The organism is Ideonella alba (assembly GCF_018069845.1).
Taxonomy (GTDB): domain Bacteria; phylum Pseudomonadota; class Gammaproteobacteria; order Burkholderiales; family Burkholderiaceae_C; genus Ideonella; species Ideonella alba.
The window spans coordinates 91,703-104,699 of the sequence record NZ_JAGQDD010000008.1; the positions used below are offsets into that span (position 1 = coordinate 91,703).

The window sequence follows — 12,997 nt, forward strand, 5'->3', positions numbered from 1 at the left end:
ATGCCCCGCCTGCTGGCGCTGGGCACCGCCTGCGCGAGCGCACCGGCCTGGGCACAGAGCTCGGCGAGCGGCGCCTCCGGGCTGGTCGGCCTGGGCCTGCTGGCGCTGGGCGCCGGTGCTGGCTGGGCCTGGGCACGCCGCCGCAGCCACCCGGCCAGCCCGCCCAACGAGGACCTGATGTGCCAGGCGATGCTGGAGCAGGGCCCGCAGTTCATCGGGCTGATGGATGACAGCGGCCGCCTGTTGAAGGTCAACGCTGCGGGCCGCCCCTGGCTGGACGGCCAGGACCGGACCACCCGACCGCTGTGGGAATGTGCCGGCTGGCATGAGCCGGCGGCCCAGGCGCAGCGGCTGCAGCAGGCGGTCCGAGCTGCGCTGGACGGCCAGCCCGCACGGCTGGACCTGCGGCTCGACAGCCCCGGCCAGGGCCGCCGCGAGATCGAATTCCAGGCCCGTCGCATCAACGGCCTGGGCGCGCCGGCACGCCTGCTGATCGAGGCACGCGACATCACGATGCGCCGCCTGGCCGAGGACAAACTGATGCTGGCCGCCGCGGTCTTCGACCAGGCGCGCGAGGGCATCATGATCACCGACCCGCGCGGCGTGATCGTGTCGGTGAACCCCGCCTTCAGCCAGATCACCGGCTACGACGCGCACGAGGTCCAGGGCCACTACCCGGCGATGCTGACCACCGCGCTGGAAGACCCCCACCTGCACCGCCGCATCCGCCGCCAGCTGCTGCGCAGCGGCCACTGGCAGGGCGAACTGCGCAGCCTGCGCAAGGACGGCGAGCTCTACACCGCCTGGGTGTCCATGAGCCGGCGTGTCGACGGCGAGGGCCGCACCACCCACCTGATCTGCATCATCAACGACATCACGCGCACCCGGGAGACCGAGCAGCGCATGCAGCGCCAGGCGCACTACGACGCGCTGACCGACCTGCCCAACCGCCACCTGCTGCTCGAGCGCGCCGACGCCGCGGTGGCCCAGGCGCGGCGCCAGGGCCAGTCGGTGGCGATGCTGGTGATGGACCTGAACCGTTTCCGGGACATCAACGACAACTTCAGCCACACCGCCGGTGACGCGGTGCTGCTGGAGATGTCGCTGCGCCTGCGCAATGCGCTGCGCGAGGGCGACACCGTGGCGCGCCTGGGCGGCGACGAGTTCGCCGTCCTGCTGCCCGACACCGACGCCAACGGCGCCGCCCATGTGGCCGGCAAGCTGCTGGAGCAGGTGGCCCAGCCCTTCATGGTGATGGGTCACGAGCTGAGCATGACGCTGTCGGTGGGCATCGCCGTCTACCCGGCCGACGGCCCGGACGTCGAAGCCCTGGTGCGCTGCGCCGACACCGCGATGTACCGCGCCAAGCAGGAGGGTCCCGGCCGCGTCGCGTTCTTTGCGGAAGGCATGCAGCAGCGCTCGGTGCGCCAGCTGCAGCTGGAATCGGCGCTGCGTCGCGCGGTGGAGCGCGACGAGCTGCTGCTGCACTACCAGCCCCAGCTGGCGGTGGACACCGGCGAAGTCAGCGGCATCGAGGCCCTGGTGCGCTGGAAGCACCCGGAGCTGGGCATGGTCTCGCCCGGTGAATTCATCCCGCTGGCCGAGAGCAGCGGCCAGATCCTGGCGATCGGCGAGTGGGTCATGCGCACCGCCGCCCACCAGGTCAAGGCCTGGATGGCCGCCGGGCTGCCGCCGATCACCGTGGCCGTCAACCTGTCGGCGCTGCAGTTCCGCGACCCCACGCTGCCCGACCGGGTGAAGGCCATCCTCGACGAGGCCGGCATCCCGGCCTCCTGCCTGGAGCTGGAACTGACCGAGAGCGTGGCCACCGGCAACCCGGCCGCGGCGATGGCCATGATGGAGCGCCTGCACGCGCTGGGCGTGCGCCTGTCGATCGACGACTTCGGCACCGGTTACTCGTCGCTGAACTACCTCAAGCGCTTCCCGATCCACACGCTGAAGATCGACCAGAGCTTCGTGCGCGACATCTCGACCGACGCCGACGACCGCGCGATCGTGCAGGCCATCATCCAGCTGGCCCGGGCGCTGCACCTGAGCACGATCGCCGAAGGCGTGGAGAACGACGAGCAGGCGCGCTTTCTGCGCGCCCACGGCTGCGACATGGTCCAGGGCTACCGCTACTGCCGTCCGGTGGACGCCGATGCGGCCTTTGCCTGGATGATGGCGCGTCAGCCGGCCGCGTCCCGCAGCCCGGCCGACGCCACGGCCGCCTGATCAGGCGCCGGGCACGGCGGTGTTGCCGGGCGCGCCTTCCTCGACGGGCCAGTCGCGGATGTAGGCCTTGAGCATGCGGTTCTCGAAGTCCTGCGCCTCGACCACGGTCTTGGCGACGTCGTAGAACGAGATCACCCCCATCAGCGTGCGCTCGTTGAGCACCGGCATGTAGCGGGCATGGCGGCCCAGCATCATGCGGCGCACCTCGTCGATCTCGGTATCGGGCGAGCAGGTCAGCGGGTGGCTGTCCATGACGCCGCTGATCGTGGTGGCGCCGACCTGGCCGCCGTTCTTGACGATCGCCAGGATCACCTCGCGGAAGGTCAGCATCCCCACCAGGTTGCCGTGGTCCATCACCACCAGCGAGCCGATGTCATGCGTGGCCATGGTGGTGACAGCGTCGGCCAGTGGCTGGTCCGGCGTGACGGTGAACAGCGTGTTGCCCTTGACGCGCAGGATGTCGCTGACCTTCATCGTGGGTTCTCCTTCCGACCGTGGGATGCCTGGGCGCCGCCACGGGGTCAGCGTCTCCCGGACCCTGTGACGGCATGCGCCCAACATAGCACACAATGCGTGCCATTCAAGCTCTGGCTGCCCCTCAAACGGCCCCCTCTTCATGCCTGGCGCGACAGATCCCGGTTTCGACACCCTGGCCCTGCATGCAGGCGCCGCCCCGGACCCTGCCACCGGCGCGCGGGCGGTGCCGATCCACCTCAGCACGTCGTTCGTCTTCCAGGACAGCGCGCACGCCGCGTCGCTGTTCAACATGGAGCGGCCGGGGCATGTGTACAGCCGCATCTCCAACCCCACGACCGCGGTCTTCGAGGAGCGCATGGCCGCGCTGGAAGGCGGGGTCGGGGCGATCGCCACCGCCAGCGGGCAGGCGGCGCTGCACCTGGCGGTGAGCACCATTGCCGGCGCCGGCAGCCACATCGTGGCCAGTGCCGCGCTGTACGGCGGCTCGCACAACCTGTTGCATTACACCCTCGGGCGTTTCGGCATTGAAACCACGTTCGTGCCGCCCCACGACCTGGACGCCTGGCGCGCCGCGATCCGCCCCAACACCCGGCTGCTGTTCGGCGAGACCCTGGGCAACCCGGGCCTGGATGTGCTGGACATCCCGGCGGTCAGCGCCATCGCCCACGCCCACCGCCTGCCGCTGCTGGTCGACTCGACCTTCACTCCGCCCTGGCTGCTCAAGCCCTTCGAGCACGGCGCCGACCTGCTGTTCCACTCGGCCACCAAGTTCCTGGGCGGACACGGCACCGTGGTGGGCGGGGTGCTGGTCGATTCCGGTCGCTTCAACTGGGCCGATGCGCATGCCGCCAGCGGGCATTTCGCCGAACTGTGCGAGCCCTACGAGGGCTTTCACGGCATGGTGTTTGCCGAGGAAAGCACCGTCGGCGCCTTCCTGCTGCGCGCCCGGCGCGAAGGCCTGCGCGACTTCGGTGCCTGCATGAGCCCGCACACCGCCTGGCTGATCCTGCAGGGCATTGAAACCCTGCCGCTGCGCATGGCCCGCCATGTCGAGAACACGCGGGCGGTGACGGCCTTCCTGGCGGCCCACCCGATGGTCGAGCGCGTGGCCTACCCCGGCCTGCCCGACCACCGCGACCACGCCCTGGCCCAGCGCCTGCTGCCGCGCGGCGCGGGCGCGGTCTTCAGCTTTGACCTCAAGGGCAGCCGCGCCCAGGGCGTGGCCTTCATCGAGGCGCTGAAGATCTTCTCCCACCTGGCCAATGTGGGCGATTGCCGCTCGCTGGTGATCCACCCGGCCTCGACCACCCATTTCCGCATGGACGACGCCGCGCTGCGCCAGGCCGGCATCACGCCCGGCACGATCCGCCTGTCGGTCGGCCTGGAAGATGCCGCCGACCTGATCGATGACCTGGGCCGCGCCTTGAAGGCGGCCGAGAAAGCGGGGGCCTGAGATGGAACTGAGCGTCCACGGCCGCCGCGCCTATGCCTACACCGGCGGCAAGCCCTTCAACCCCGCCCTGCCCTGCGTCGTCTTCCTGCACGGCGCGCTGAACGACCACAGCGTCTGGAACCTGCTGGCGCGCTGGTGCGCCCACCATGGCTTCGGCGCGCTGGCGCTGGACCAGCCGGGCCACATGCGCTCGGAGGGCCCGCTGCTGCCCGACATCGAATCGCTGGCCGACTGGACCGTGGCGGTGCTGGACGCCGCCGGTGTCGCCCAGGCGGCCCTGGTCGGTCACAGCATGGGCTCGCTGATCGCGCTGGAGGCGGCCGCGCGCCACCCGCAGCGGGTGTCGCGGCTGGTGATGGTGGGCACCGCCTACCCGATGGCGGTGTCGTCCAGCCTGCTCGACGCCGCCGAGCAGCGTCCCCAGGCCGGCATGGACATGGTCAATGCCTTCTCGCTGTCGACCTGGGCGGCCAAGCCCAGCTACCCCGGGCCCGGCATGTGGCTGCATGGCGGGGGGCGCCAGCTGATGGCCCAGGTGCAGGCCCATGGGCCCCAGGGCGCGAACGTGTTCCGCCACGACTTCGGGCTGTGCAATGCCTACGCCCACGGCCACGAGGCGGCCGATGCCGTGCGCTGCCCTGCCCACCTGGTGCTGGGCCAGGCCGACCAGATGACACCGCCCAAGCTCACCCGCGAACTGGCGCAGCGCCTGCGCGCCACCGTGCACCGGGTGCCCGGCGGGCATTCCATCATGACCGAGCAGCCGGACGCGCTGCTGGCCGCGCTGCGGGCCGCGCTGGCCTGATCGGGCGATCGCCCCCGGCCACCGGGGGATTTCACGCCAGTGGGTGGGGCAAATGCCCCAGCCGGCCGATGCTGGCCCCGGACGCCAGGCGACGGGACCCACACGAATCCTTATAAATCAACAACTTACGAAAAGTGTGCACCTTGCACACTTGCTGGCACGTCCATTGCGAATCATGGATCGTCCCGGTCGCCGAGGTCCTGCCCACCAAAGCGCCGGGGCATTTCTCCTCCTCCCATCCATCCCTCACCACACTGGAGCAAGCCATGACCCGTCGCATCACCACCCTGCTGGGCCTCGCCATCGCCTCGCTGACTGTCGCCACCGCCGCCCAGGCCGAACTGCGCGTCAAGTGCGAAGTCCGCAGCGACCGTTCGACCGCCTCGGTCGACGGCAAGAGCGTTCCCAACGGCAACTACTACGCCGTGCTGACCTCGGGCGCCAACAGCGCCACCTCGACCGCCCAGCCCACCATCCAGCGTGAAGTCGAGATCGACTTCTCCAGCCGTCCGCGCGACATCAACAAGGGTGCCACCCCGCTGGCGGCCGACTTCATCGTCGGCGGCCAGGCCACCGGCGCGCTGTACACCGAAGCCGGCGCGCTGGTCGCGACCAAGACCGTCGCCTGCCGCGTGCGCTGATCCCTCAGGTCACCGGGTCCGGGCACAATCGGCAGCGGCCTGCCCCCGCTGCCGATGCCCGCCCCGATGCCTGACATCCTATCCCCCTCAATGACCACGGTGGGCCGCCCTGCGGCCATCACGCGCTGGTTCATGATCGCCGGCTCGATCGGCGTGGCCCTGTTCGCCATTGGCATGGCCTGGCTGCTCGATGCCTTCATCGAGTCGCGCCTGCTGCACCGCGATGCCGAACTCAGCCGCGACTTCGTGCAAAGCGTGGCCGACACCCAGAAGGCCGCGGAAGCCTTCCGCCACCCAGAGCGCGCCAGCGACCCCGACTTCGTCGAATTCCTGGCCCACGTCGCGGCGATGCCCGATGTGCTGCGCATCAACGCCTACACCACTGAACAGCGGGTGCTGTGGTCCAGCAGCCCCGAGATGATCGGCCAGACCTTCGGCCACAACGACGAGCTTGAAGAGGCGCTGGCCGGCGAGGTGGTGGCGAATTTCGACGCCGAGTCCGACAAGTCCGAGCATGTGATGCTGGGCTCGCCGCGCGAGTTCGTCGAGAACTACATCCCCGTGCACGCCGCCCGCAACGGGCCGATCGTCGGCGTGATCGAACTCTACCGGCGCCCGGTCGCCCTGACCCAGGCCCTGGCCGAGGGCCAGCGCCGCATCTGGGGCGCGGCGCTGCTGGGCGGCTCGCTGCTGGTGCTGTCGCTGCTGTGGTTCGTGCGCCGCATCGAGCGGGCGCTGGGCGAGCAGCAGCGGCGCCTGGTCGACAACGAGGCCCTGGCGATGGTGGGCGAGTTGTCGGCCGCCGTGGCCCACAACATCCGCAACCCGCTGGGCTCGATCCGCAGCGCGGCCGAGCTGACCCGCGAACTGGGGCCGACCATGCCGCTGGACCACGAAGAGGTGATCCGCCACGTCGACCGCATCGAACACCTGGTGCGCACGCTGCTGACCAGCGCCGGCGACCCCACGGGCCGACCCCACCGCTGCGCCGTGCGGCCGGTGCTCGAAGCCGCTCGCGCCCGCATCGCCCCCGACCTGGCCGCACAGCACAAGCAGTTCAGCCATGACTGGCCCGATCAGCTGGGCGAAGTGGCCCTGGACGACATCCTGCTGACCCAGTCGCTTGCCTCGGTCCTGACCAACGCGGCCGAGGCCACGCGCAGCGGCGACCAGGTCAGCCTGCGCGCCAGCCAGGCCGACGGCCAGCTGCGCATCGTGGTCGAGGACAGTGGCATCGGTCTGCCCACCACCGGACGCGAGCAACTGCTGCAGCCCTTCTTCACCACCAAGCCGCGCGGCCTGGGACTGGGCCTGCCGCTGGCCCGCCGCGCGATGGAACGCGCTGGCGGCAGCCTGCGCATCGAACCCGCGACGCCGCATGGCACGCGCGTCGTCCTGAGCCTGCCCTTGCTGCCGGCCAGCCCCACCTGAGACCGCTTCACCACCATGTCTGAACGCGCCGGCCACGCCGTGCTGATCATCGATGACGAGGCCGCGCTCGCGCGCAACCTGGCCACTTTCCTGTCGCGGCAGGGCTGGGATACCCGGGTGGCGGAGACCGCCGAAGAGGGCCTGGCGCTGTACCCCGAGTTCCGGCCGGACCTGGTGCTGCTGGACCACAACCTGCCCGGGATGGACGGTCTGCAGGCGCTGGGCCGCTTCAGGGCCATGGACCCGGACTGCCGGGTGGTGCTGATGACCGGCTTCGGCAGCGTGGACCTGGCCGTCAACGCGCTCAAGAGCGGCGCGCTGGACTACCTGTCCAAGCCGCTGGCGCTGGGCGAGGTGCGCCTGCTGATCGAGCGCCTGCTCAGCCAGGACCGGCTGCAGCGCACCGTGCACTACTACGCGGGCCGAGAAGCGGCCGGCAGCGGCCTGGACAAGATCGTCGGCGACTCGCCCGCGATGCACCAGCTGCGCCAGCGCATCCGCCAGATGCTGGCCTCGGAAAGCCAGCTGGAAGACGCCGACGGGCCGGCCGTGCTGATCCACGGCGAGACTGGCACCGGCAAGGAACTGGTGGCCCGCGCGCTGCACTTCGACGGCCCGCGCCGCGACGGCCCCTTCGTCGAACTGAACTGCGGCGCCCTGCCGGCGCACCTGGTCGAGGCCGAGCTGTTCGGCTACGAGAAAGGCGCCTTCACCGATGCCCGCCAACGCAAGGCCGGCCTGGTCGAGACCGCCGAGGGCGGCACGCTGTTCCTGGACGAGATCGGCGAGGCCGACGCCGCCACCCAGGTCAAGCTGCTCAAGCTGCTCGAGGACAAGCGCTTCCGGCGCCTGGGCGGGCTGCGCGACCAGGCGGTGAACGTGCGCATCGTCAGTGCCACCCACCAGTCGCTGGAGAAGATGGTGGCGGAGGGGCGCTTTCGCGCCGACCTGTACTACCGGCTGCGCATCGTCGAATTGCAGGTGCCCCCGCTGCGCGAGCGCGGCGAGGACGTGATCGTGCTGGCCCGGCATTTCCTGGCGCACCATGCGCAGCGCTACCGCCGCGGCGAGATGCGCCTGAGCGAGGGCGCCGAGCAGCGGCTGCGGGCGCACCGTTTCCCAGGCAATGTGCGTGAGTTGCGCAACCTGATGGAACAGGCGGTGCTGCTGGCCACCACCGACCGGGTGACCGAGCTGGAACTGGCCGGTCTGCGCACCGTGGCGCCTGCCAGCGCCGATGCGCCGCTGGACGCCGGCAGCGACCTGAACCTCGAGCGCGCGGAGCGCCGACTGATCGAGGAGGCGCTGCGGCGCAGCGAAGGCAACGTCACCCAGGCCTCGCGCCTGCTGGGCGTGAGCCGCGACACCTTGCGCTACCGCCTGGAGCGCCTGGGCCTGCGCGCCACGGGCTGACACCTGCGCGACAGCACGCCGGGGCAAGCCCGGATGGCCGAGCCTGCCCGCGCGCGCTGCAATCGGGGCCAAGCCGTTGCACGGAGCCGCCGCATGAACACAGCCCCCCCTTCCAGCGTCACCACGCCCGACCTGGGCGCGATCCGCAGCTTCGCCGAGTTCTACCCGGTCTACCTGGGCGAACACGCCAACCGCACCTGCCGTCGTCTGCACTTCCTGGGCAGCACCCTGGCCCTGGTCTGCCTGGCGATGCTGCTGTGGACCGGTCGGCCGCAGTACCTGCTCTACGGCCTGCTGTGCGGCTATGGCTGCGCCTGGATCGGCCACTTCGTCTTCGAGAAGAACAAGCCGGCCAGCTTCAAGCGCCCGCTCTACAGCTTCATGGGCGACTGGGTCATGTACAAGGACATCTGGACCGGCCGCATCCGCTTCTGATCAGCGGACCTGCGGCGCCAGGTTGGCCAGCATATCGGCGGTCATCGCGGCCAGATCGACCTGCGGCTGCCAGCCCCAGTCGGCGCGGGCGGCCGAATCGTCGATCGAGCGCGGCCAGCTGTCGGCGATCGCCTGGCGAAAGTCGGGCGCGTAGTCGATCGTGAAGCCCGGGCGCTGGCGGGCGATCTCGGCAGCCAGTTCCGCCGGGGTGAAAGACACGCCGGCCAGGTTGTAGCCGTGGCGCTCGCGCAGTGCGTCGGCCGGTGCGTCCATCAGCGCCAGCGTGGCGCGGATCGCATCGGGCATATACATCATCGGCAGCGCGCTCTCGGGCCCCAGGAAGCAGGTGTAGTGGTTGGTCTTGAGCGCCTCGTGGAAGATCTCCACCGCGTAGTCGGTGGTGCCGCCGCCGGGCGGCGTCTTCCAGCTGATCAGGCCGGGGTAGCGCAGGCAGCGCACGTCCACGCCATGCATGCGGTGGTACCAGGCACACCAGCCCTCGCCGGCCAGCTTGGAGATGCCATAAACCGTGGTGGGCTCCATCACCGTCTTCTGCGGCGTGTGGTCGCGCGGCGTGGTGGGGCCGAAAGCGGCGATCGAGCTGGGCCAGAACACCCTATCCAGCTTGTGGGTGCGGGCCAGCTCCAGCACATTCAGCAGGCCCTTCATGTTCAGGTCCCAGGCCCAGGTGGGGTGCTGCTCGCCACGCGCCGACAGGGCGGCGGCCAGCAGGTAGACCTGGGTGATGGCGTGGCGCTCGGCCACCTGGATGAGTGCACCGGCGTCGGTCACGTCCAGCGCCTCATGGGCCAGGCCGGGCACACGCCCCCTCGGCGACAGGTCGCTGGTCACCACGGCGCTCTGGCCGTGGCGGGCCGCCAGGGCCTCGGCCAGCTCGGTGCCGATCTGGCCGTTGGCGCCGATGATCAGGATCTTCGGCGTGGCGCTCATTTCAGGATCCCCAGCTCGCGGCCGGCCTGGGTGAAGGCGGCCACGGCGCGCTCCAGGTCGTCGCGGCTGTGCGCGGCGCTGAGCTGCACGCGGATGCGCGCCTGGCCCTGGGGCACCACCGGGAAGAAGAAGCCCACCACATAGACACCCAGCTCCAGCAGGCGGGCTGCCAGGCGCTGCGCCAGCACCGCGTCGTAGACCATGATCGGCACGATCGGGTGGGTGCCGGGCTTGATCTCGAAGCCGGTGGCGCTGATCGCCTGGCGGAACCACAAGGCGTTGTCGGCCACGCGGTCACGCAGCTCGGTGGAGCCCTCCAGCAGATCCAGCACCGCCAGCGAGCCGCCGACGATGGCCGGCGCCAGCGTGTTCGAGAACAGGTAGGGCCGCGAGCGCTGGCGCAGCAGCTCGATCACCTCGCGCTTGCCGGCGGTGAAGCCCCCCGAGGCGCCGCCCAGGGCCTTGCCGAAGGTGCCAGTGACGATGTCGACGCGGCCGAAGATGCCGCGCAGTTCGTGCGTGCCGCGGCCGGTGGCGCCAACGAAGCCGCTGGCGTGGCTCTCGTCGATGCCCAGCATCGCATCAAAGCGGTCGCACAGCGCGCGGATCTCGTCCAGCCGGGCGATCGTGCCGTCCATCGAGAACACGCCGTCGGTGAAGACCAGGATGAAGCGGGCGCCGCCGTCACGGGCTTCCTGCAGGCAACGCGCCAGGTCGGCCATGTCGTCGTGCGCATAGCGCCAGCGCTTGGCCTTGCACAGGCGGATGCCGTCGATGATGGACGCGTGGTTCAGGCTGTCGCTGATGACGGCATCGGCCTCGCCCAGCAGCGGCTCGAACAGGCCGCCGTTGGCGTCGAAGGCGGCGGCGTAGAGGATCGCGTCCTCGCAGCCAACGAAGCGGGCGATGCGCTGTTCCAGCGTCTTGTGCTGGTCCTGGGTGCCGCAGATGAATCGCACCGAACTCAGGCCATAGCCGTGGCTGTCCAGCGCCGCGTGGGCGCCTGCGATGGCCGCTGGGTGGCTGGAGAGCCCCAGGTAGTTGTTGGCGCACAGGTTGATCAGCGTGCGGCCATCGGTGGTGCGCACATGCGCGCCCTGCGGCGTGGCGATGACGCGCTCGCGCTTGAAGAGGCCGGCCTGGTCGAGCTGATCCAGCTCCTGGCGGACATGGGTGAGAAAGGCGTCGGTGGAGCTCATCGGCGGGGTCCTGGCGGCGTGTTCACTGCTTGCATGCGATGTTCGATATATCGAACTTTCGTGCAGTATCATGTGAAGCGTTCGATCCGTCAAGGACTGCCCCTCAAGGACTGCGATGGCCCGCCCAGCCCCCTCCCCCGAACCGCCCCGCGTGGGTCAGGCCCTGGCGCAGCTGCGCCATGCGCGCAAGCTGTCGCTGGACGACCTGTCGCGCCAGGCCGGTGTGTCCAAGTCGATGCTCTCGCAGATCGAGCGCAACCAGGCCAACCCGACCGTCGCCGTGGTCTGGCGCCTGGCCAACGCGCTGGGCGTGCCGCTGACCGATCTGCTCACGCCGGGCGACGCACCTGAGCCGCCTTCGATCGCCGCGGTGCCGGCCCACGCCGTGCCCACGCTGCGCAGCCCGGATGGCCAGTGCGAGCTGCGCATCCTGGGCCCGATCGAGCTGGCCGGCCAGTTCGAGTGGTACGAGCTGACGATCCAGCCCGGCGGCATGCTGGCCTCGGAGCCGCACGAGCCCGGCAGCCGCGAACACCTGAGCGTGCTGAGCGGCCAGGTGGAAGTGCATGCCGGCGAGGCGCGCCAGCGCCTGGCCCCGGGCGAGACCGCGCGCTACGCCGTGGACCAGCCCCACGCGCTGCGCAACCCCGGTCGCGGCGAAGCCCGCGCACTGCTGGTGGTGGTGCACCCGGCCTGAGCCGGGCCCTCAGGCCAGCAGCTCGGCCAGCGTCATGCGCGCCAGGCCGGCGCGTTCGCGGAACGCCGCCACCCGGCCATCGGGCCGCAGCAGCAGGCGGTCGACGAGTGGCGCCGCGGGGGTGAGCGCCGGATCGCGCAGCAGCACATAGCGCTGTTCGCCGCCCTCTTCCAGCCGGCCGACCCAGTCGGGCTCGAACAACTCGTCCAACTCGGGCTCGATCTGCAGCGGGTCAATCCGCAGCACGCCGGCCAGCGCGCTGAGCGTCAGGCCAGCCTGCCCGGCCGCCCTCGCCGCGGCCAGTTCACGCAACACCGCCAGCGCGATGACGAAGCGATGGCCTGGCGTGTCGGAATGCCGCACCACCCTCATCTGCAGACTGGGCGCATAGGCGGCGATCACCGCCCCCATCAGCACGATCACCCAGCCGGTGAACATCCACAGCAGGAAGATCGGCGCGGTGGCGAAGGCGCCATAGATCGTGGCGTAGGTGGCCACCTTGGAGACATACCAGGCCAGCAGCGACTTGGCCAGCTCGAAACCGAGCGCCACGAAGGCCCCACCCGCCAGCGCATGCCGCCAGCGCACATGGGTGTTGGGCACGTAGTGGAACAGCCCGCCCATCGTGGCCCACAGCAGGCCGAACTGCAGCACGTCGAGCACCAGGCCGACGCCCCCGGGCAGGCCCTCGACCAGGCCCTTGGAGGCCGACAGCGCATAGCTGGTCAGCGTCAGGCTGACACCCAGCACCAGCGGCCCCAGCGTCAGCGCCGCCCAGTAGACCAGCACGCGCTGGGCGATCGGCCGCGGTGTGCGCACGCGCCAGATCGCGTTGAGCGTGCGGTCAATCGTCAGCATCAGCATCAGCGCGCTGACCAGCAGGAAGATCAGGCCGGCGGCACCCACCCGACTGGCCTTGCTGGCGAACTGGGTCAAGGCGGTGAGCACCGGGCGGGCGATGTTGTCCGGCACCAGGCTCTGCAGGAAGTACTTCTGCAGCGCCACCTGGAACTGGCTGAAGATCGGGAAGGCGGTGAACACCGCCAGCATCACGGTCAGCAGCGGCACCAGCGCGATCAGCGTGGTGAAGGTCAGGCTGCCGGCGGTCAGGCCCAGCCGGTCTTCGCGAAAGCGCAGGCGCAGCGTGCGCAGGGTGTCGAACCACGGCCAGGTGCGCAGCGACTCCAGCAGCAGGGCCAGGGTCACGCGTTCGGCGCGGGGGTTCGGATCGAGGACATTCATCGGCCGCTATGATGCCAG

12 protein-coding genes are annotated in these 12,997 nt (G+C 70.4%); 8 read left to right on the forward strand and 4 right to left on the reverse strand.

Translation table 11 applies throughout. The annotated features are described in order from the left end of the window. A complete protein-coding gene (locus tag KAK03_RS12650) occupies positions 1–2,235 on the forward strand; it encodes a putative bifunctional diguanylate cyclase/phosphodiesterase (RefSeq protein ID WP_210854317.1) in 2,235 nt (744 codons plus the stop codon). Here the strand turns inward: KAK03_RS12650 and KAK03_RS12655 are convergent, their stop codons facing one another. Beyond that, positions 2,236–2,709 (reverse strand): CBS domain-containing protein, encoded by a 474-nt coding sequence (locus KAK03_RS12655; protein ID WP_210854318.1) that lies wholly within the window; start codon positions 2,707–2,709, stop codon positions 2,236–2,238. 142 nt (positions 2,710–2,851) lie between these two features. Between KAK03_RS12655 and KAK03_RS12660 the strand changes: the two genes are divergently transcribed. The 6 genes from KAK03_RS12660 (at position 2,852) to KAK03_RS12685 (ending at position 8,890) form a co-directional block, all read left to right on the forward strand. Next, positions 2,852–4,165, forward strand: a complete 1,314-nt coding sequence (locus tag KAK03_RS12660; RefSeq protein ID WP_210854319.1) for an O-acetylhomoserine aminocarboxypropyltransferase — start codon at positions 2,852–2,854, stop codon at positions 4,163–4,165. Position 4,166: 1 nt separating this feature from the next. Then, entirely contained in the window at positions 4,167–4,970 is an 804-nt protein-coding gene (locus tag KAK03_RS12665; RefSeq protein WP_210854320.1) for an alpha/beta hydrolase, read from the forward strand. Between the two features lie 266 nt (positions 4,971–5,236). After that, complete coding sequence (locus tag KAK03_RS12670) at positions 5,237–5,611, forward strand: hypothetical protein (protein ID WP_210854321.1); 375 nt, start codon at positions 5,237–5,239, stop codon at positions 5,609–5,611. A gap of 90 nt (positions 5,612–5,701) precedes the next feature. Continuing rightward, positions 5,702–7,042 carry a sensor histidine kinase gene (locus tag KAK03_RS12675; protein WP_210854322.1) on the forward strand — a complete coding sequence of 447 codons (1,341 nt, stop codon included), beginning with the start codon at positions 5,702–5,704 and terminating at the stop codon, positions 7,040–7,042. 15 nt (positions 7,043–7,057) lie between these two features. Next, positions 7,058–8,455 (forward strand): sigma-54-dependent transcriptional regulator, encoded by a 1,398-nt coding sequence (locus KAK03_RS12680; protein WP_210854323.1) that lies wholly within the window; start codon positions 7,058–7,060, stop codon positions 8,453–8,455. Positions 8,456–8,548: 93 nt separating this feature from the next. Next, positions 8,549–8,890: an Mpo1-like protein gene (locus KAK03_RS12685; RefSeq protein ID WP_210854324.1), complete on the forward strand. Its 342-nt coding sequence runs from the start codon at positions 8,549–8,551 to the stop codon at positions 8,888–8,890. Here the strand turns inward: KAK03_RS12685 and KAK03_RS12690 are convergent, their stop codons facing one another. Further along, positions 8,891–9,841: an NAD-dependent epimerase/dehydratase family protein gene (locus KAK03_RS12690; protein WP_210854325.1), complete on the reverse strand. Its 951-nt coding sequence runs from the start codon at positions 9,839–9,841 to the stop codon at positions 8,891–8,893. Then, entirely contained in the window at positions 9,838–11,040 is a 1,203-nt protein-coding gene (gene kbl / locus KAK03_RS12695) for a glycine C-acetyltransferase (protein ID WP_210854326.1), read from the reverse strand. The genes KAK03_RS12690 and kbl overlap by 4 nt, the downstream gene beginning before the upstream one ends. A 115-nt stretch (positions 11,041–11,155) precedes the next feature. On the opposite strand from kbl, the gene KAK03_RS12700 reads away from it, so the two are divergent. After that, entirely contained in the window at positions 11,156–11,737 is a 582-nt protein-coding gene (locus tag KAK03_RS12700; protein WP_210854327.1) for a helix-turn-helix domain-containing protein, read from the forward strand. A gap of 9 nt (positions 11,738–11,746) precedes the next feature. Here the strand turns inward: KAK03_RS12700 and KAK03_RS12705 are convergent, their stop codons facing one another. Beyond that, positions 11,747–12,979, reverse strand: a complete 1,233-nt coding sequence (locus KAK03_RS12705) for a YihY family inner membrane protein (protein ID WP_210854328.1) — start codon at positions 12,977–12,979, stop codon at positions 11,747–11,749. Between the last annotated feature and the right edge of the window lie 18 nt (positions 12,980–12,997).

What these genes read in the sequence shown, in the direction of transcription:
- kbl (WP_210854326.1), bottom strand. Translation starts at nt 11,040, where the DNA reads ATGAGCTCCACCGACGCCTTTCTCACCCATGTCCGCCAGGAGCTGGAT.
- KAK03_RS12700 (WP_210854327.1), top strand. Translation starts at nt 11,156, where the DNA reads ATGGCCCGCCCAGCCCCCTCCCCCGAACCGCCCCGCGTGGGTCAGGCC.
- KAK03_RS12680 (WP_210854323.1), top strand. Translation starts at nt 7,058, where the DNA reads ATGTCTGAACGCGCCGGCCACGCCGTGCTGATCATCGATGACGAGGCC.
- KAK03_RS12655 (WP_210854318.1), bottom strand. Translation starts at nt 2,709, where the DNA reads ATGAAGGTCAGCGACATCCTGCGCGTCAAGGGCAACACGCTGTTCACC.
- KAK03_RS12670 (WP_210854321.1), top strand. Translation starts at nt 5,237, where the DNA reads ATGACCCGTCGCATCACCACCCTGCTGGGCCTCGCCATCGCCTCGCTG.
- KAK03_RS12660 (WP_210854319.1), top strand. Translation starts at nt 2,852, where the DNA reads ATGCCTGGCGCGACAGATCCCGGTTTCGACACCCTGGCCCTGCATGCA.
- KAK03_RS12690 (WP_210854325.1), bottom strand. Translation starts at nt 9,841, where the DNA reads ATGAGCGCCACGCCGAAGATCCTGATCATCGGCGCCAACGGCCAGATC.
- KAK03_RS12675 (WP_210854322.1), top strand. Translation starts at nt 5,702, where the DNA reads ATGACCACGGTGGGCCGCCCTGCGGCCATCACGCGCTGGTTCATGATC.
- KAK03_RS12650 (WP_210854317.1), top strand. Translation starts at nt 1, where the DNA reads ATGCCCCGCCTGCTGGCGCTGGGCACCGCCTGCGCGAGCGCACCGGCC.
- KAK03_RS12665 (WP_210854320.1), top strand. Translation starts at nt 4,167, where the DNA reads ATGGAACTGAGCGTCCACGGCCGCCGCGCCTATGCCTACACCGGCGGC.
- KAK03_RS12685 (WP_210854324.1), top strand. Translation starts at nt 8,549, where the DNA reads ATGAACACAGCCCCCCCTTCCAGCGTCACCACGCCCGACCTGGGCGCG.
- KAK03_RS12705 (WP_210854328.1), bottom strand. Translation starts at nt 12,979, where the DNA reads ATGAATGTCCTCGATCCGAACCCCCGCGCCGAACGCGTGACCCTGGCC.